19 protein-coding genes and 1 riboswitch are annotated in these 19,252 nt (G+C 41.8%); of the genes, 10 read left to right on the forward strand and 9 right to left on the reverse strand.

Features of this window, described 5'->3' with window-relative positions; genetic code table 11:
* Nucleotides 1-151: 151 nt before the first annotated feature.
* Nucleotides 152-1,471, reverse strand: a complete 1,320-nt coding sequence (locus tag E2R51_RS17265; RefSeq protein ID WP_133378341.1) for a TrkH family potassium uptake protein — start codon at nt 1,469-1,471, stop codon at nt 152-154.
* Nucleotides 1,472-1,476: 5 nt separating this feature from the next.
* Nucleotides 1,477-2,133, reverse strand: a complete 657-nt coding sequence (locus E2R51_RS17270; protein WP_133378342.1) for a potassium channel family protein — start codon at nt 2,131-2,133, stop codon at nt 1,477-1,479.
* A gap of 117 nt (nt 2,134-2,250) precedes the next feature.
* A riboswitch (cyclic di-AMP (ydaO/yuaA leader) is annotated at nt 2,251-2,398 on the reverse strand.
* Between the two features lie 186 nt (nt 2,399-2,584).
* On the opposite strand from E2R51_RS17270, the gene ade reads away from it, so the two are divergent.
* Nucleotides 2,585-4,336 (forward strand): adenine deaminase, encoded by a 1,752-nt coding sequence (gene ade, locus E2R51_RS17275; protein ID WP_133378343.1) that lies wholly within the window; start codon nt 2,585-2,587, stop codon nt 4,334-4,336.
* A gap of 30 nt (nt 4,337-4,366) precedes the next feature.
* Here ade and E2R51_RS17280 read toward each other — a convergent pair whose 3' ends face one another.
* The 3 genes from E2R51_RS17280 to E2R51_RS17290 all read right to left on the reverse strand — a co-directional run bounded on the left by E2R51_RS17280 (nt 4,367) and on the right by E2R51_RS17290 (nt 7,095).
* Nucleotides 4,367-5,110, reverse strand: coding sequence for an STAS domain-containing protein (locus tag E2R51_RS17280; protein ID WP_133378344.1), 744 nt, complete (start codon nt 5,108-5,110; stop codon nt 4,367-4,369).
* Nucleotides 5,107-5,781, reverse strand: a complete 675-nt coding sequence (locus tag E2R51_RS17285; RefSeq protein WP_133378345.1) for a cobalamin B12-binding domain-containing protein — start codon at nt 5,779-5,781, stop codon at nt 5,107-5,109. Before E2R51_RS17285 ends, E2R51_RS17280 begins: the two co-directional genes overlap by 4 nt.
* 192 nt (nt 5,782-5,973) lie before the next feature.
* A complete protein-coding gene (locus E2R51_RS17290) occupies nt 5,974-7,095 on the reverse strand; it encodes a DEAD/DEAH box helicase (RefSeq protein ID WP_240733129.1) in 1,122 nt (373 codons plus the stop codon).
* A 115-nt stretch (nt 7,096-7,210) separates the two neighbouring features.
* Here E2R51_RS17290 and E2R51_RS19885 point away from each other — a divergent pair, with 115 nt between their 5' ends.
* Nucleotides 7,211-7,384 carry a hypothetical protein gene (locus E2R51_RS19885; protein ID WP_165967263.1) on the forward strand — a complete coding sequence of 58 codons (174 nt, stop codon included), beginning with the start codon at nt 7,211-7,213 and terminating at the stop codon, nt 7,382-7,384.
* Nucleotides 7,381-8,331: a cation diffusion facilitator family transporter gene (locus E2R51_RS17295; RefSeq protein ID WP_133378347.1), complete on the forward strand. Its 951-nt coding sequence runs from the start codon at nt 7,381-7,383 to the stop codon at nt 8,329-8,331. The genes E2R51_RS19885 and E2R51_RS17295 overlap by 4 nt, the downstream gene beginning before the upstream one ends.
* A gap of 139 nt (nt 8,332-8,470) precedes the next feature.
* Here E2R51_RS17295 and E2R51_RS17300 read toward each other — a convergent pair whose 3' ends face one another.
* The 3 genes from E2R51_RS17300 to E2R51_RS17310 form a co-directional block, all read right to left on the reverse strand.
* On the reverse strand, nt 8,471-10,315 hold the full coding sequence (locus E2R51_RS17300) for an ABC transporter ATP-binding protein (RefSeq protein ID WP_133378348.1): 1,845 nt from the start codon (nt 10,313-10,315) through the stop codon (nt 8,471-8,473).
* The gene (locus tag E2R51_RS17305) at nt 10,296-12,035 is read right to left on the reverse strand and encodes an ABC transporter ATP-binding protein (protein ID WP_133378349.1); all 1,740 of its coding nucleotides are present in this window, start codon (nt 12,033-12,035) and stop codon (nt 10,296-10,298) included. The genes E2R51_RS17300 and E2R51_RS17305 overlap by 20 nt, the downstream gene beginning before the upstream one ends.
* Before the next feature lie 253 nt (nt 12,036-12,288).
* Nucleotides 12,289-12,813 (reverse strand): type 1 glutamine amidotransferase domain-containing protein, encoded by a 525-nt coding sequence (locus E2R51_RS17310; RefSeq protein WP_133378350.1) that lies wholly within the window; start codon nt 12,811-12,813, stop codon nt 12,289-12,291.
* Between the two features lie 165 nt (nt 12,814-12,978).
* On the opposite strand from E2R51_RS17310, the gene E2R51_RS17315 reads away from it, so the two are divergent.
* Together E2R51_RS17315 and E2R51_RS17320 are read left to right on the forward strand one after the other, a co-directional pair.
* Entirely contained in the window at nt 12,979-13,272 is a 294-nt protein-coding gene (locus E2R51_RS17315) for a DUF6509 family protein (protein WP_133378351.1), read from the forward strand.
* A 353-nt stretch (nt 13,273-13,625) separates the two neighbouring features.
* Nucleotides 13,626-13,865: a hypothetical protein gene (locus E2R51_RS17320; protein ID WP_133378352.1), complete on the forward strand. Its 240-nt coding sequence runs from the start codon at nt 13,626-13,628 to the stop codon at nt 13,863-13,865.
* Nucleotides 13,866-14,169: 304 nt separating this feature from the next.
* Here the strand turns inward: E2R51_RS17320 and E2R51_RS17325 are convergent, their stop codons facing one another.
* Entirely contained in the window at nt 14,170-14,904 is a 735-nt protein-coding gene (locus E2R51_RS17325; protein WP_133378353.1) for a YqcI/YcgG family protein, read from the reverse strand.
* A 314-nt stretch (nt 14,905-15,218) separates the two neighbouring features.
* On the opposite strand from E2R51_RS17325, the gene E2R51_RS17330 reads away from it, so the two are divergent.
* The 5 genes from E2R51_RS17330 to E2R51_RS17350 all read left to right on the forward strand — a co-directional run bounded on the left by E2R51_RS17330 (nt 15,219) and on the right by E2R51_RS17350 (nt 19,125).
* Nucleotides 15,219-15,731: a DUF4178 domain-containing protein gene (locus E2R51_RS17330; RefSeq protein ID WP_133378354.1), complete on the forward strand. Its 513-nt coding sequence runs from the start codon at nt 15,219-15,221 to the stop codon at nt 15,729-15,731.
* Nucleotides 15,732-15,757: 26 nt separating this feature from the next.
* Nucleotides 15,758-16,423: a PspA/IM30 family protein gene (locus E2R51_RS17335; protein WP_133378355.1), complete on the forward strand. Its 666-nt coding sequence runs from the start codon at nt 15,758-15,760 to the stop codon at nt 16,421-16,423.
* An 81-nt stretch (nt 16,424-16,504) separates the two neighbouring features.
* On the forward strand, nt 16,505-17,095 hold the full coding sequence (locus tag E2R51_RS17340) for a DUF4247 domain-containing protein (RefSeq protein ID WP_240733130.1): 591 nt from the start codon (nt 16,505-16,507) through the stop codon (nt 17,093-17,095).
* A gap of 22 nt (nt 17,096-17,117) precedes the next feature.
* On the forward strand, nt 17,118-17,513 hold the full coding sequence (locus E2R51_RS17345; protein WP_133378356.1) for a DUF350 domain-containing protein: 396 nt from the start codon (nt 17,118-17,120) through the stop codon (nt 17,511-17,513).
* 46 nt (nt 17,514-17,559) lie between these two features.
* Nucleotides 17,560-19,125, forward strand: a complete 1,566-nt coding sequence (locus tag E2R51_RS17350; RefSeq protein ID WP_133378357.1) for a polyamine aminopropyltransferase — start codon at nt 17,560-17,562, stop codon at nt 19,123-19,125.
* Nucleotides 19,126-19,252 lie beyond the last annotated feature (127 nt).

Consider the following 19,252-nt stretch of genomic DNA (forward strand, 5'->3'; position numbering starts at 1 on the left):
GTTGTTTGATAAGGTTAAAACTCAAAAAAAAACATAACTTCCGACTGCCCGGAAGTTATGTTTTTCTGATGGACTGAGGCATATGTCAGCATTATAAGAGTGTCTATTTGCTGAATAACATAGTACCAAATTCCTTTTTGCACTGCTGCTTCTATCCAGCCAACACATCTGATTTTGGATATTTTATTTTACTATGATCCGGTTTTGCAATTGAAAAAGCCAGGGTTAATGGACCAATTTTGCCCACAAACATGACAATAATTAATACAGTTTTTCCAATCACACTTAAGTCGCCGGTAATCCCCATTGATAAGCCGACGGTTCCAAATGCAGATACTGTTTCAAACACCAGCTCGATAAAAGACATCCCCTGCTCCGAATGAGTCAGAATAAGCAAAGCACCCACAACCAGCAGGACACTGCTCATGGCAATAGCGAGTGATTTGAAGACCAGTTCCTGTCTGATTTCCCGATTAAATATATTTATTTCTGCTTTTCTTTTGAAAAAAGAAATCGTTGCTAAAACGATAATTAAAAAGGTTGTAACCTTAATTCCGCCGCCAGTGGATGCGCTCCCTGCCCCAATAAACATCAGAACAATTATAAATAAAATCGTTGAGTCATCCAGGCTTGCAATATCCAAACTGTTAAATCCGGCAGTTCTTGGTGAAACGGCCTGGAAATAAGAAGCCCATAGCTTGTCATCCAGAGGAAGAGCGCCAAGTGTTAAAGGGTTGCTGAACTCGTTTAAAAAAATATACAGCATCGCTACACTATTGATGACCAGCGTTCCAAACACCATCATTTTTGTATGAAGGCTCCATTGACGTACAGAGCGTGAATACCAGGCATCAATCAATACGGTAAACCCAATCCCGCCCAGAATAAAAAGAGCAGAAATGACAAGATTAACGGTTGGATTTCCTGCATAGGCCATTAGACTGTCAGGTCTGAGGCCAAATCCTGCATTATTGAAAGCTGATACAGCATGAAACAGGCTGAAATAAAGACCTTCCCACAAACCTAATTCCGGCACCCATACGGTTGAAAGCATGATAACTGCAAATGTTTCAATGATTAAAGCAAAAATGGTCAACTGAATAGCTAAACGGATAATTCCTCCGGCAGCATTTTGATTTAAGGATTGCTGAATAATTAACCGTTCTTTAAACCCGATTTTTTTTCCTAACAGTAAAAAAAATAAAACTGCAAATGTCATGATGCCCAAACCACCTAATTGAATTAAGCCCATAATGACAATTTCCCCAAATAAAGTATACGTTGTTCCGGTGTCCACAACAGCCAACCCCGTAACGGTCATCGCTGAAACGGCTGTGAAAAGAGCATCGAGCCAACTTAGTGAACCATTATGAGAAAATGGCAGTTTTAAAAGCCATGATCCAATCACAATGCTTATTAAAAATACTGCAATTAAAAGCTGGGGGGGATTTAAAGAACCGATTTTTCTCATTTTCTTCAGACTCCTTGTTTTTCAAATCGATGAAGCTTGCGATTCTCTCCTATGACGATTAATACGTCACCTTCAAGAATTTTATCTTCACCGCTTGGAGAAACCAACATATCGTGAGACCGGTAAATCCCCACAATATTACATCCGAATCGATTTCGAACATTAAGAGCCGCGATTGTCTTGCCGACAATTTTTGGGGTTGCTTTAATTTCAACCATTGAATGCTCTTCAGACAGCTCGATATAATCAATAAAATGTTCTGATGCCAGACGGTGTGCAATCCGTTTGGCCATATCTTTTTCAGGCCGGATTACCCTGGTCGCTCCAATTTTCTCCAGGACCTTTTGATGATATAGACTGGATGCTTTCACCCAGATTTCTTTAACATCCAGATCAGTTAAAATGATCGTGGTCAGAATACTTGCCTCAATATTTTCACCAAATGAAACAACCACCAAATCAAAATTTCGTATTCCCGCCTGTAAAAGCAGCTGTTCATCCTGTGCATCACCATGAACCACGTGAGTTGCCAGATGACTGAATTTATCAACAACCTCAGGGTCACGATCCATCGCGAATACCTCTGCTCCAATTTGATGAAACTCTTCTACTAAATGGCCGCCAAAACTTCCGAGGCCAAGCACTGCAAATTGTTTTCTCATGTTTACCATCCTTTTTACTCAAGCGTAATCTTACCTGCTGCAGTGAAACAATTTCCCATGCAAAAAAACCACGAGGAACAAACCCTGTGGTCACAGATCATGGCTCACAAGTAATGTATTCTCTCTCTATAACGCTTGCGGGGTTAGCTGTCGGATTAGGGTTATGAGAGTAACCCTGCCTTTTAAAGGCTTCACCCCTAGCCAATATGACTTGGCAAAACGGGTCCCCCGCTTTCGAAATAACGAAATTCAGCGACTTAGAATCTTTACTATGAAAGCTATATTACTCCCATGCATCAAAAGAGTAAAGAGGATTTACAAAAAAATAAATTTGCGGGAAACTGTTCTAAAGACATATACTTCTTGAAAGAATAATTTATTGAGTTAGTTATTCAAAAAGAATGAATAACTACCCCATCAATTAGAGATATAAAATGAAAGGAGACACACCATGACCATCCAGCAAAACCCTTCAATTGAAGAATACACAAAACGAATAGGGGTCTCTCAGCGCAAACTTCCGGCAGATCTGGTGATAAAAAACGGGAAAATTATTAATGTTTATACATTAGAAATCATTTCTGCTGATATCGCTATTGCAGACGGATACATCGCAGCGATCGGAGAGAATTATGAAGGACTGCAAGTTATTGATGCGGATGGATGTTTTTTATCCCCTTCCTTTATCGATGGGCATATCCATATAGAATCCACCAATTTAACTCCTTCAGAGTTTGCAAAGGCAGTATTGCCCCATGGTGTTACGACCATTATTACCGACCCGCATGAAATAGCCAATGTATTAGGAAAAAAAGGCATTGAGTACATGCTGAATAATGCGGAGGGACTCCCTATGGATATTTTTTACGTCCTCCCCTCCAGTGTTCCCGCCACATCGTTTGAGCATGCAGGTGCATTGTTAAAAGCAGAGGACTTGAAACCATTTTATGATCACCCCAGCGTAATTGGTTTAGCAGAGGTGATGGATTATCCAGCGGTAATGAATGCGGACAGTGATATGCTTCATAAAATCAAGGATGCAGCTCATTACTCCGGATTAATTGATGGTCATTTAGCCGGACTTTCCACAAATGAAATTAACGGTTATTTATCTGTAGGCATAAGAAATGATCATGAGTGCACTACAGCAGCCGAAGCACTTGAACGAGTAAGACTTGGAATGCGTGTCATGATACGGCAGGGCTCCGGCTCAAAAAACCTGCCTGCATTATTGGAGGCAGTTAATGAAAAGAATGCTTCCCGCTTTTCTTTTTGCACCGATGATAAGCATATCGATGAGCTGATTGAAGAAGGCAGTATCAATCATTGTGTCAAAGAAGCTATTGCTTTGGGGCTTGATCCGCTGACAGCTTATCAGATGGGCACACTTAATGCTGCACAGGTTTACCAACTACATGACCGCGGAGCGATCTCACCAGGCATGAAGGCAGATATTCTGGTTGTTTCTGATTTGGAAAAGGTAGATATTAAAACTGTAATAAAAGATGGGAAAGTCATTGCGCATAATTCTGCTCTTATTAAAGAGTGGCCCCATACAACAAGCGGGCTGGAAGGCTGTGTGGAATCGGTCAATATGAAGCCGATCACGGTCACAGACCTTAAAATTAAACCGGAGGAAGCGATTGCCAACATCATAGAGATCATTCCAAACCAAATTGTAACGAGGCATACCAAATCAACCGTTCCTACAGACTCTGAAGGCTATTTTCTTCCTTCAGCAGAGCAAGATCTGCAAAAACTCGTAGTAGCAGAACGCCATCATGCCAGAGGCACTCTCGGGGCTTGTATTGTAAAAGGGTTTAATCTCACACCGGACAGTGCGATCGCATCCACCGTTGCCCATGACTCTCATAACATCATTGCAGCCGGCACTTCCGATGAAGCAATTATGAAGGCCATCGATTGGCTCAATGATCATCAAGGCGGATTTGCAGTGGTGAAAGATGGAAAAGTAATTGGCGCGATGGAACTGCGGCTTGCAGGGTTAATGTCCATTAAGCCAATGAAAGAAGCTGCAGCAGAAATGGAAACGATTCAGCATGCACTTAAAGTTGTGTCGCCAAGCGCATCCTTTCATTTGTTTTCTATCCTTTCTTTCTTAGCACTTCCGGTTATCCCGGCTCTAAAGCTGACGGATATTGGTTTGTTTAATGTACGGACATTCAGTCACATCAAGGTATAAAAAAAGCTTCCCATCAAATGGGAAGCTTTTTTATACCAATCGTTTAATCGTGTGCTTCAAGGTATTAATAAAAACAGCGTGGTCCAGCATATGATGCTGATTCAACAAGTCCACATGCTCAGGCTTAACACCTGATATATACGTCTTTGCCCCCATAAGTGAACAGTTTTTAATAAGTTCCTTTAACTGGTTAATTCCTTTCGGCTCAAGAGAGGAAACCGATTGCAAATCCACAATCAGCTCGTCTATTTGGCTGTCCGAAACATGTGACAGGATTCTTGTTTTACTCTCCGCCAGAAGAGTTCCGTCCAATGCGCCAAAAATCGGAATTAGTATTACCGTTGGCGACAGATGAATAACAGCAGTGGATAGTTCCTGAATTCTCTTAAAAGATGTAAGGAGCTGCTGATTTTTCAAGACCAGTTCCATATCACTGTCCTGCAGCCTGAGCTTATGCTCATTGATTGTTTTCATCAGGTTTGCCAACAGCTCATCCTGCTGTTGAAATAAAATGGTACATGCTTCACCAGTCCACTTAAAATGGAGGGTATAAAGAGAAGTGATATTTTCCGCAGTTTTCATATTTAACTCAATCTTAGATTGTTTAGGATCAGTCAAAAACTTCTTCGCTTTTTCTATACTTTCTTTATCAACCCATTCGAGAAAACTGTCTGCATGGCTAAACAGCCTAATTGCATCTTCTGAGGATTGCACAATGTTCATGTGTCGATCCATTACAATCGATGGAAGAGGCAATGAATCAATGTTGCTCAAATGTCGTCTCCTCCCTCAATGGTACTGCCATTCATCCAGTTGCGTAAGTCTTCAGGCATACGCACCATAGTAACACGGTTTGTGATAGAGTCCAGCTGCTCCTCTGTTGACAGTGATAAATAACGACCGCCAATTAAAAGCTCGGTTGTATCCAGTGTTTGCATTAAACCTTCAATATATGAAGGCATTTTTTTCCCTTGTTCAAGCATACTTGCTGACACGCCAACAACATCCGGTTGCCATGCAGCTGCCATTTTCGAAGCATATTCGAGTGGAAGATTAGCTCCCATCATTCGGACCTCATACCCTGCTTCTTCAAATAATTGGGCAGTCATACGAATCCCCAGATCATGCTCTTCATGTTCGACACAAAAGAATAGAGATTTCCCCTTGGTTTTATCTTTCCCATCTATGCGGGGAAGAATAATTTCATGCTTATATCTGGCCAGCGTAAAATCACAGGTAGACGTTGCTAGATGCTCATCTGCTACCGTTATTTCGTTTTCCTGCCACAAGCGTCCCACTTCTACCATAGAAGGAGTAATAATATGATGAAAAATATGGTCTGTTCCATGACCTTGATTCACAGCACGCTGGATAACGTTCCAACCTGCCTCCTGATCACCTGTTAAAATGGCGTCAGTAAATGAACGGATCGTATCGTTCATCATGATGCTCCCTCCAATCTTGAACCTTTCAATCAGTCAGTTTTCTCATAAGATAAATTGTCAGCTTTGAAGAGGTAAAAGTCAATTCTGCCGCTTGTTCTAAAATATTTAATGTCTAAAACCTTCTTTCTTTTTTAAATAAGCATGCCGTTCTAAAGGCCTGGTACTTCTCCTTTTGAACGGCATGCTTAAAAACTATTGCTTAACGGTTTCCCATTCCCCGCGGTAAATCGTTACTTCTTCGAGATCCGCTTCTAGATCCCGTGCATAACGTTTTATTTGTTTGACTTCCATAGGGGAAACAAAAGATAAAACAGTCCCCGGTGCCCCTGCTCGGCCAGTTCGGCCGGAACGATGAATGTATTGATCTAAATCGTCTGCAAGATCCATATGAATGACATACGTTACATCCGTGATGTCCAATCCCCTGGTGGCTACGTCTGTAGCAAGCATCAAAGGCAAATCGCCTTTTCTGAATTTGCGCATGGAAGCAGCACGCTCTTCTTTTGTCAGATCGCTGTGCAGTGGAGCAATCTCCAGGTTTTTGTAGTTAAGTTTTTCAGTTGCTGTAAGCACATCACGGACTTCACGCATAAAAGCCAGAGATTTTTCTTTTTTCATTGAATCCATTCGAACAATTTTTCGGATTAAATCGATCTTCTCCCGTGATTCACACACCATATACTGATGCTTCACATTAGACGCTGCTTGGGTATCGCGCTCCACACGAACAACTTCGGCATTTTTCATCAATGCCTTGCCCTGCTCCTCGATTTCTTTGGGAAGAGTAGCGGAGAACAAAGCAAGCTGGCGCTGATCTGCAAGTGTACTTTTAATGATGTCATTAATGGATTGCGTATGTTCAGGCAAAAACAGCTGATCCGCTTCATCCAGGATCAGTGTTCTCACTTCGTGTGTCTTAATCTTTTTTTGTTTAATTAACTCTAAAATACGTCCTGGTGTCCCAACAATAATATGCGGCTGTTTTTTTAATTTTTCAAGCTGCCTTTTTGGATTGGCTCCGCCGATGATAGAAGCTGCCCGAACGCCGCCAGGTTTCCCCCACGACTGCACGACGTCTAATATTTGCATCGACAATTCTTTTGAAGGCGCTAAGATGATCGCTTGCGGCAGTTTTTTTTCTGTACTCATCTTTTCAATTAACGGAATCGCATAGGCAAGGGTCTTACCAGTACCCGTAGGCGATTCAACTAACACGTCCCGTCCATCCAGCAACAAAGGAATGACGCGTTCCTGCACAGGCGTGAACGATCCAAACCCAGCTTCTTTCCAACTATCCTCTGTTCTAACCAACATCAATCTTCCACTCCGTTCTTTACTTTTCATTCCTTTATTCTACCACCGAATGAAGAATTTTGGTAACGGTTTACCTGCATTAAGGTAATCGCGCCCCTGTAAGGCAGGAATATGAATGAAAACTCGTACTGTTACCCTGTACCCTTTTTTGGATTTATTTAATACAAATGAAAAATGTGACAGCGGCACAAACTTAACTAAGAAGGAAGACATAGGGATTATTGTTGTAAAGATGGGTATGTATAATATGATACAAAGAATGGAAATTAGAATGGAGGCTGATTTATGAGCGGGTTTTTCACTTTATTAAAAGGCGGCAATAAGCCCTCTTTTATGGCTGCAATTGTGAATACATTTATCGGTTTTTTAAAGATGGGCGCGTTCTTTTTAACAGGAAATGTCGCCATGTTTGCAGAAATGATGCACTCATTTGGAGATGCAGCGAACCAGTTTTTTGTTTTTATTGGATCAGCACTTTCTAAAAAAGCGCCGACTCCTAAATTTCCTAACGGCTTTGGACGGGTGGTCAACCTCGTCTGTCTTGGTGCGGTCATTATCGTAGGAATATTGTCGTATGAAACAGTCAAAGAAGGAATTCATCATCTGTTACATCCAGGAGAAAGCACAGGCTTTTTGATCAGTTTAGGGGTTCTTGGCATTGCTGTTCTTTTAGAATTATTTGTTCTCTATAAAGCAGCTGATGAGATTCTGCATGAAACTGGAGCTGAAGCAAAGGGGTTGAAAGTTTTCATACTCGGATTCACCAACTTACGAAAAGCAAAACCGGCAACAAAGCTTGTTTTTATGGAAGATCTTGTTGCTACAGGCGGCGGAGTAATCGCAATCATTGCTATAATTATCTCTCATTACAGCGGTCTCGGCCAAGCGGAAGGCATCGCTTCCATTATTATTGGTTTGATGATGTTTTATGTAGTTGGCAGGGTGTTTTTGGAAAATGCACGAGGTGCAATCGGTGAAACCGATGACGAAATGCGCCAGCATATTGCTGCTATCGTGCTGTCAGACGAGCATGTTAAAGACATTCAGCGAATCGAGGTAATTAAAGAAGGAGAACATCTTCATGTTGAAGTGGAAATTGAAGTAGATCCAACCCTGACCATCGCTGAAGCTGACGATATTAAAGACCGTTTATCGATTTTAATTTACGCACAAAAAGGGGTTAGTGATGTCATCATTGAGTTTGACGAAGATAATCTGATCGCTGAGTGGACATAAAACATAGGATAGAAATTGATTGATGCAAAGTGGTTAATTTTTCGCTGCATGATCCTTCATAAAAGCAAAGAGCCCTTACGATGAGACTTTCGTAAGGGCTCTTTTAATGAATGGTGTGCGCATTTTTCATCATGCCGCTTTATAAAATCATTTTCTCTCTTAGCTGGCTGTTGTGAAGATCTGCATAAAATCCTTTTTTCTTAATAAGACTTTGATGATCGCCCCGTTCAATAATACGTCCATGCTGCAGAACCAGTATTTGGTCAGCACTTTGAATAGTATTGAGTCTGTGTGCAATGACAAAGCTTGTGCGCCCTTTCATCAGCCGCTGCAACGCTTCCTGAATCTTTATCTCGGTTATAGTATCAATGCTGCTCGTAGCCTCATCCAATACAAGAATGCTGGGATCGGCAAGAATCGCTCGGGCAATAGACAGCAACTGCCGCTGTCCCTGGCTGATTCCCTGTCCGTCAACTTGTAAAAGTGTATCAAACTGCTTTGGCATCTTTCGAATAAATGAAGCTGCATTAGCAAGCTCCGCAGCTTTTTCAACTTCTTCGTCAGTAGCAGTCAGGCGCCCATAACGAATATTCTCTCTTATGGTTCCCTCAAACAAAAACGAATCCTGCAAAACAAATGCCATATGGCTTCTTAAGCTGGACCGCTTGATGGTTTTAATGTCTTTGCCATCCATCTTTACAGCCCCGTCATTGACATCATAAAAACGTGACAACAAATTGATGATGGTTGTTTTTCCAGCACCGGTGGGACCAACAAAGGCAACCGTTTCGCCGGGCTCTGCTTTGAACGAGATATCCGTCAGAGTATCTTCATCTTTTTCATAGGCAAATGACACATGAGAAAATTCAACCTGCCCGTTCAGGCTGTTGACTTCAATTGCTTCATCCTCATCTCTGCGCTCTTCTTTTTCGTTCATAATGTCAAAGACCCGTTCTGCCCCAGCAACGGCCGACAGCAGCGTATTAAACTGGTTTGCCAGATCATTTAACGGGCGTGTAAATTGCCTTGAGTACTCGACAAATATAACCATCACCCCTATGGTGACAACCCCTTCTCCGTTTAATACCAGCATACCGCCAATTAGGGCAATAACCGCGAAGCTGAGGTTATTTAAAAAGTTCATCAGCTTGGGGATAAAGCCTGAAAAGGTTTGTGCCCAAAAGCCAGCCAGCCTGAGCTGTTCATTCCGTTCCTTAAATTGAGCAATGACTTTCTTTTCCTGTGAAAATGTTTTTATGATCCGCTGCCCTGACAGGGTTTCCTGAATGTATCCATTAAGTTCTCCCAGGTTTCGCTGCTGTTCCTTGAACAGTCGCCCTGTTCTTTTCGTAATCCACTTTAAGCCAAAGTACATAGCCGGGATGACAAGAACTGTAATCAGGGTTAACAGCGGACTTAAATAAAGCATCACAGATACAGTTCCGACTAATGTAAGAATACTTGATACAATCTGAATGACCGAACTATTAAGTGTAGAGCTGACATTTTCCATATCATTGGTTACCCTGCTCATCAATTCACCATGCTGGCGTTTATCAAAAAAAGGAATTGGCAGCTTGTGTAAATGGTTAAACAGCCCCGTACGCATAGTAAAGACTGTATCTTGAGCAATCCGAACCATCCACATCGCCTGAAACCAGGCTGCAAGGGAATGCACTGCGTAAATTATAGCAAGGATCCACAGCAAACGGATCAATCCATCAGTATCCTGATTCACGATGTAATCATCAATGCCCATACCGACCAAAAAAGGACCAAGAAGCGCCATTGAAGAACTAATTACAACCATAAGAATAACCAGGGAAAGTTTTAATTTGTGCATCGACAGGTAAAACCAGATTTTCTTTAAGGTGCCGCTGAAATCCTGTGCCTTTTTCTTTCCTCTTCCACGTTCATTCAACTGGTCAATTTCCTGAATGGATCTTCTTTTATATTGGAATGGCTTAATTGCTTCTTTGAACAAGATTCAGCGCCTCCTTCCCGATTTGAGACTCCACGATCTTAAGGTAAAGCGTTGAAGACGTTAGAAGGTCCTGATGTGAACCCTCTGCCAGCAGTTCTCCCTCATCGAGAAGCAGGATGTGGTCAGATGCCATCGTGGTGCTGATTTTTTGTGTAATCATAACCGTTGTGCACGATAAATCAGCAAGCTGCTCAAGTAATTTGGCTTCAGTTTTCATATCTAAAGCACTTGTGCTGTCATCCATTAACAGGATTTTAGGCTTTCTTACTAATGCACGGGCAATTGAAAGCCTTTGCTTCTGCCCTCCGGATAAATTCACGCCCTTTTGACCGAGCTGTGTATCATATTGTTTAGGAAGATCCATGATGGTATCGTGAATTTGGGCACGCATGGCTGCTTCTTTGATTTCTTCAAAGCTCGCCTTATCATCTCCCCATGCAATATTTTCCTTTACCGAGCCCGTAAAAAGCATGGCTTCCTGAGGAACGAATCCGATTTGCTGTCGCAGATTCTCCAATTTAAAGGAAGTAAGCTCCTGATGGTCAATGCGAATTTCCCCTTTATCAACATCGTACAATCTTGGGATTAATTGAAACAGAGTAGATTTCCCTGACCCGGTTGCTCCTAAAATGGCTGCACGCTGACCAGCTTTTATGGAAAAAGAAAGGTTTCTTATTACCTGCTCATCTGACTCGGGGTAGCTGAAGGTAACATCGTCAAATGTGATGCTCCCCTGTTTAATGGCATAATTATCACTTGCCTCCCGATCAACTAAATCAACCGGCGTTTCAAGTACTTCTGCTATCCGGTTCCCCGAAGCTTTCGCTCTTGAAAAAACCATAATAATCATTGTCACAATGGAAAGGGCTCCCGTCATTCTTGTAGCATAGTTTACCACTGCCACTACATCACCCACACTGGCACGGTCAGCCGTCACTTCAATACTTCCATACCATAAAACAACCAAAATACTCGCATTCATCAGAAGAAGAATGATCGGCATCGTTACTTCAACAAGGCGCAGAGCTTTAACGGTTTTCTCCATCAGCTCCTGGCTTGATTTTCTGAACCGCTTCATCTCATAACCGGCGCGTAAAAAAGCCTTGATTAAACGGATGCCCACTAAATTCTCCTGCATTACCTTATTAACCTGATCAACACGTTCCTGTACCATTTTAAAAAGCTTGCCAGCCTTCTTCATGATAAATAATAAAAAGAAAATTATAACGGGGACAGAAATAACCAAAACAAGTGCAAGCCGTGCGTTGACTACAAAAGCCAATATGACGCTTCCAATAACGAGAAGCGGTGCTCTCATCATAATACGGAGGCTCATAAACACTGTGTTTTGCAGCATCGTTACGTCATTCGTCAGACGGGTAATGAGGGAAGAAGCAGGAAAGCGGCCGAAGTTGGTAAAAGAAAAAGCCTGAACTTTATCATATAACGTTTTTCTAATATCAAATCCAAAGCTTTGACTGACATGAGAAGAATAAAAAGAGTTCGTTACTCCGGCAGCAAATGCCGCGATCGAACAGCCAATGAGCACGCCTCCCCAGCGAAAGACAACCGATAAATCCTGCTGAAGAATGCCATCATCAATAATTTTGGCAATAATGAGAGGCTGAACCAATTCAACAGCCAGCTCCATCAGCATAAGAGAAAGTGCGATAAAAATCGCGATTTTATATGGTGTTAAAAAAGGAAAAATGCGTTTCATAATTGGTTCCGACCTTTCTTTTACCTACCCCTGCTGTATGGCATGATCGATAATTAATTTGACACTCGAAATACTCTTTTTAAAACTTTATCATAATTTTCGCAAATTGAGTAGAAATGAACAATGCTACCATTCACAAGCTAACAAATAATCCTGCTTACGCTAATTCAGGGCTGCTCATCGCAAGAAACGGTCTTTAGGCAAAAAAAAGGCTTCTGGAAGTCACAATGACTTACCAGAAAGCCTCTCTTACTTATTCACCAGCTAATGCATCAGCAAACGCCTTGCCATATGGAGGCAAATCGGGCGGTCTGCGGCTTGAAATAATATGCCCGTCTACAACAACCGCTTCATCATGCCAAACGGCTCCTGCATTTGTCATATCATCTTTAATTCCTGGCGTGCTCGTAACCTGACGGCCTTCCAGGATCCCGGCTGAAATAAGCACCCAGCCCGCGTGGCATATTTGTCCAATTGGTTTCTTATATTTGTCCATGTAGCGCACCATTTCAAGGACTTCAGGATACCGTCTTAATTTATCAGGTGCCCATCCCCCTGGTACTAATATACCGTCGTAATCACTTGGGTCAATGTCAGAAAAAGCAAGGTCAGCTTCAGCAGGAACACCATACTTTCCTATGTAAGTCTCTCCTTTTACCTCGCCTGCTAAATGAACGGCAGCCCCTTCTTCTCTTAATCTCATGACAGGATACCACAGCTCCAGATCTTCAAAGTCAGCACTTACCAGCGCAATTACTTTCTTTTGCTCTAATCTCATTGAAAAACACCTCCTGCCTGTATTGTAACATCCCTTATAAGAAGGATCATTTTTAGTGTTTCCTTATCTATTTTGGATGTGCAATAAACGGTCAGCGACACAAATGAATACATTTGGCCTTTTTTTCTGTATACTATTGTTATTAGAGGAAGAAAGGATGTTTAGATGATTACAATTAAAGAATACTCAGTTGAACAAATTAATGATCCATTTGGCATTTTAACGGGAGACCGGTATGAATATATGTTGGACATTGAAGTACCTGAAGATGATGAGCTGTACACTGAAACAGGAATTGCAATAAAAGTATTATTTCGTGTAGAAGATGGAACAGAAAGCATCGTAAAATATGACCTTATTGATAAAGCTACTTCCCAGCCATTGGATTTTGAATTAGAAGATGATGAAATCAGCGAAATTCAGACATTCTGCCGGTCAAACCTTCCTGAAGCAAAATAAGAGTACTGTTTAAAACCGTTTAATAGACGGTTTTTTATTTTGACTTTTTGGGGGCGGGTTGATTTGCGGGGCTGTGACCGAGATAGGTGGAAATGTTGTTTGATAAACCCTCCTCTGAATATTGAGTAGCGCGATGGTCAGAGGCTGTGACCGATATAAGTGAAATCATGTGCGATATATGGGCAAAAGTGTTCGATAAACCTTCAAACATGAACGATATCTTTAACAAGATGTACGATATAAGCGGAAAAGTGTTCGATAAAGTGGGAAAGATGTTTGATAAATCATCCCCCGCCCACGCTTCCACCTTTAGGACAGAAAGAAATCAGGAGTGAGCGGGATGATCCGAGGCTGTGACCGATATAAGTGAAATCATGTACGATATATGGGCAAAGGTGATCGATATAATCCGAAGCGTGTTCGATAAAACACTTAAAAAAGCTCAGAAGTTTGATAAATCTTCAAACATGATCGATATCTTTAGAAAGATGTACGATATAACCAGAAAAGTGTTCGATAAAGTGAGAAAGATGTTTGATAAATCATCCCCCGACCTCGGTGCCACCTATAGGACAGCAAGAAATCAGGAGTGAGCGGGATGACCCGAGGCTGTGACCGATATAAGTGAAATCATGTGCGATATATGGGCAAAAGTGTTCGATATAATCCGAAGCGTGATCGATAAAACACTTAAAAAACCTAGGATGTTCGATAAACCTTCAAGCATGATCGATATCTTTAACAAGATGTACGATATAAGCGGAAAAGTGTTCGATAAAGTGGTAAAGATGTTCGATAAAACCGGCCGCCATCGGCCCATCCCCCGCTCCCGCCAGATCCCTCCCCCAACACGCTTCCTCATTTAATCAAAAAGAAAAAGCCACCAGCGTTGGCGGCTTACTTCATATCTTTATGCATAAACGGGCATTTTCCCTTAATTGGTTCAATGTCATCCCCAATAAAAAACTGTTTCCATTCATTATGAGTCGGGTCGCCATAGTGGCTGATGTCCGGGTGCTTTGGAAGCTGATCCCATTTTTCCACACGTTCACGTACTTTTTCACGCGACATGACGCCGCCTTTTTGAGTACCCTCCAACCCTTGAAAAATGGTTCGCGGCTGGAAGCCTAATATAAGACTATTTCCGAGGTTCCGTGTTTTGCGCTGCTTATACGCCGGGGCATTGCCAAAGACAAAAATCGGCTCTCCGTTAAAATGAAAGTCCCATAAAAAATGTTCCGGATCTTTTGGATGGTCCGTTGGCCATTCTTTCTGATCCTGTTCATGTAAATACTGTAAGATAGCCCAAAATTGTTTCTGGTAGTCGTCCAGGGTGCCCTCTTTTTCGAATGGTTCAACAAAAAGAAAGAAGCCATGTTTAATTTTTGTAGCTTCATTAAATAAGGCTAAAAATTCCTCAAGCGCCTTCGGAAGATTGGTCCAATCCTCTTGGGAGATATAAGCATAGCGGAGCTCTCCCTTTTTCTGGCCTTTCATGCCAAAATAGCATGGAAACGTATCATCTGTTACCGTCTCTTCAAATGTTTTATATTCTTGAATCAGCCAATCTGGCAGATCATCATGTTTTTCCATATCGTCTTTCGTTAAAAGCTTTGAGCTGGTCGCAATCATTTAGTTCGCCTCCTATAATGTTACTCGTTTTATCTACCCTTTATAATTTCGGCTAAAACAAAAAATCCCCTTCACTTTTTCCAGTTTTTATTTTCACAAAATCCATCCTATTCCCCGAATGCTTGTTTCATACTGGAAATATTCTATAAATTTTATTGCACCTTACACAAAATTTTTAGTGATAAGAATTGCCAGACTTGTTTAGTTGCGAGAAAATAGAAAGTAATTGAAGAAATAAAGAAACCTTTTTCACTTTGCTGCGTATAACCTTATGTAGACAGTAGAAAGGGTGAATAAAAGGACGTGATGATTTTATGAGCTTTTTCAGTAAATTATTTGGCAGCAAGCAGCCGCAAAAGCCTGCTGTAGAAGAACGTACCGTTATGAATTTAAAAGTAAAAGACATTGTGACATATGATCTGGAGGACTACGAGGTTGTCGGCAAGCTGTCTTATAACGATCATGGCTTTAAATGGTATGCCTATCAGCTGCAGGGTGCCAGCAGGGTAATCTGGTTAAGTGTTGAAATGGATGATGAGCTTGAGCTTGGCATTTATGAAAAATCGACACTTAAGCTTCACGACCCGCTGCCAAAAGAAATCGAGTTCAATGGGGTAACCTATTATCAGGATGAACATGGAACAGCCGTTGTTAAAGGAGAAGGCAGAAGCCAAAATGTTGACGGTGCGCAATGCCGATACTATTCGTACTATGATGATGAGGATGAAAAAGCCCTCTCAATTGAGATCTGGGGCAACGAAGTGGAAGCTAGCACCGGATATGATATTGAAGAGTATGAGCTCAAAATTATTGCAGGATCAGCTTAACTAAAACAATTTTAGGAGGAATTTAGATGTTTCAATTTTTTAAACGTGTAAAGACAGTGGTAGGTTCGGAATTAAATGCAATGCTGGATAAAGCGGAAGATCCGGTAAAAATGCTTGACCAGTTTATGCGTGATATGGAAGCAGATATCCGCGAAGTAGAAAGTGCAGTTGCTAAGCAGATTGCTAATGAAAAGCTTCTTCAAAAGAAAGTAGCAGACGCAAACAGCATGGCTTCAAAACGTGAAGAACAAGCGATGAAAGCCATTGAAGCAGGCAATGAAGATCTTGCCAGACGTGCATTGGAGGATAAAAAAGTTCACGCAGACCAGGCTGCTTCCCTTCAGGAATCCTATTCCCGTGCACAAGAAGATGCGTCCATCCTTCGCACGAAACTGGATGAAATGAAGAACGAATACCATCAAATGAAATTGAAAAAAGATTCGTTAAAAGCACGTGCTGAATCAGCACAAGTCCGCACGAAAATGAACCGGACGATGTCTGGTATTGGATCAAACGAATCACGAAGCGGTTTTGACCGAATGGAAGAAAAGGTTTTGCAATTTGAAGCAGAAGCTGAAACAAGTGAAGACATGCGTTCATCCAACCGAAGTCTCGATGATGAGTTCAAAGCCCTTGATAATGGGGTCGACGATGAACTGGCAGCATTAAAGAAAAAAATGGGTAAAGCTTAACTAGATAAAAAGGCGGATCTGTTTTTTAAACAGATCCTCTTTCCTTTTGTAACCAGTAAGTTGGAAAGGCAGGTGAACAAAGTGAAAAAAACATTTTTGTCCCTACTAATTGTCGGAGTAATGCTGTTTGTGGCAGCATGTGGAAATGGAGGCGGCTCTCTTTTCAATGACAGCATCGATGATTACATAAGCAATAATTATTCCCTGTATGACACCATTTCAAGCACGGAAAATAGTGATGAATATGCAAGAGTATATCTTGCTGAGGACCGGGACATCTCAGCAGTATCAAGTGAGCTTCAGGATCATGAAGAGCCAACAGAAATGAGTGAGCTCCGGGAAGGCAAACAGGTTTTCATTTATGACAACCAATTTGTCACACTCACCGAGTCAGAGGACAATTCCTCTGATACGATGATCGAAGTGGCTGAAGAAGAGTTCGTCCGCAATAACTACAGTCCGGGATTTTTTCAAGGGTATCTTTTAGCAAGTGTACTGGGCAATATGTTCGGCAATAACTGGGGTTCTCAGCGAAATCAGGCATGCGCAGCTAATCCGGAACGCTGCTATGGCGGCTATAATTCTGCAGGCACGTATGTAGGAAAAAATTCAATCCCAACGATCAGAGGGGCTTCTACCGTTCGCGGCGGGGGAACCGGGTCTGGTAAATAATGATGTGGAAGGAGAATAAATTATGCAACCATTTTTATTAACGATTATGTATTTTGCTATAGCTATTATCGTTGTCGTAATCGGCATCGCCATTTTTGAGGTTCTAACAAAGCGCTATAAGGATTGGGATGAGGTATTAAATGGCAACAAAGCGGTTGCCCTCTCCATCAGCGGGAAAATCATTGGAATCTGCATCATCCTCGCTTTTGCGATCTATAACAGCTTTGCGGTGACTGAAACATTAATTTGGGGCGGAATTGGCGTAGTCCTTCAATTAGCAGCTTACCTTTTATTTGAGATGTTTACCCGGAAGTTTTCTGTTGAAGAACAGCTTCATAAAGGAAACCTGGCAGTAGGCATCATCAGCTTTGCAGTATCAGTCGGATTGGCTTTTGTCATCGGCGCTTCCATTACATAAGTCAGAGCAGCTGCCGAATCAGAAGGATGCGTAAGGAGTTATTCATATGGACAGCCTAACTAAACTGGGTATTAAACAAAGTAAAGCGATCTACTGGGCTTCAGGAATTGTATCAATATGCGGCATAATATTTGAAGTATTATTTGGTGCTGCGGGCTCTTATATACTGGGAGATGGTGTTAAGCAGTATACGCTCACCATCTCGCTTTTTTTAACCGGTATGGGTATCGGAGCCTCAATCAGCGAACGCGTCACCAAAAATCTGATTACCTCCTTTATTTGGATCGAGTATTCAATTGGCTTAATCGGCGGCTTTTCTACGTTTCTCTTTTTCGGGGTAACTGCTTTTTTGCCCGATGGAACAGATGCCATTTTTCTTTATTCGATTACCTTAATCATCGGTGCCCTGACCGGGGTTGAATTGCCGATCTTAATTCGTAAAGCCAATGATATTGGCGTAACATTAAGAAAAAGCACCGCGCGTGTCCTCTTTTCTGATTACGCGGGAGGATTAATTGGCGGTCTGCTGTTTGCCTTTTACTTACGTCCGGAGTTTGGACTTGTAAAAACAGCTTTTATGGTTGCGTTGGTCAATGTTGGTGTGGCCATCTGGGTACTGTTTTATTTTAAAAAAGAAATCGCTCGTTTCCGGCTGCACCTTATTTCAGGTGTTTCTATCTTTCTCGTTTTATTATCAGGTATATTCTGGGGTGATGAAGCCGCTTTTAGTTTTGAGCAAAAGCTTTATCGTGACCCTATTATTCATCATGAACAGACAGACTATCAGCAAATTATCCTGACAAAAGAACAGGGAGATGTCCGGCTCTTTTTAGATGGCCAGCTCCAGATGAGTTCAACGGATGAATACCGCTACCATGAAACGCTTGTTCATCCAGCTGTGGCAAGTGCAGATGATCCAGAGCGGGTTCTCGTACTAGGCGGCGGCGACGGTTTGGTCCTGCGGGAATTATGGAAGTACGATGATATCAAGCACGTTGATCTGGTGGATCTTGATCCTGCTGTAGTTGATTTTGCCCAGTCCGATTATGACCTTCTTCGCTTAAATGAAGATTCTTTTTCGGATCCACGGGTTACGGTGCACCATGAAGACGCGTTTTCTTTCATGGAAAAGGCTGAGCAGTTTTACGATGTAATTATCGTAGACTTGCCTGACCCTAATAATGAATCGCTCAATAAACTTTATACCCTTCAGTTCTATCAGCTTCTCCGGAACCATCTGGATCCTGGCGGAACTGTGATGATTCAATCCACAAGCCCCACGTTTGCAACAGACGTCTACTGGACAATTGACTACACAGTCCAGCAGGCAGGTCTGCATACGGAAAATTTACATGTGGATATACCAAGCTTTGGCGACTGGGGATTTGTATTGGCAAAACGAGAACCTGCAGACGGTGTGCTGGAATCGATAGATATCCAGGCAGATACAACTTTTTTAACCAATGAAGTATTACAGGGACTTGGCTTGTTCGGCAAAGACATCGACAGAGAATTTAGGGATGAAGATGGCAATGCCTTTGAATTTCAAGCCAACACATTAATTGAGCCGATTTTACTTCAAATGTATGAAAAAGCATGGCGAAACTATTAACATCAAAAAAGCTGTACAAGATTCCATTTCTTGTACAGCTTTTTTGATTGCTTATAAACTATCAAGACACCCCTTTATTTACATGGTCATTGTGCAGAGAGCCTTTTTAAAGCGTTGCCCACGCAGG

It is taken from the genome of Jeotgalibacillus sp. S-D1, assembly GCF_004358665.1.
In the GTDB taxonomy this organism is placed as follows: domain Bacteria; phylum Bacillota; class Bacilli; order Bacillales; family Jeotgalibacillaceae; genus Jeotgalibacillus.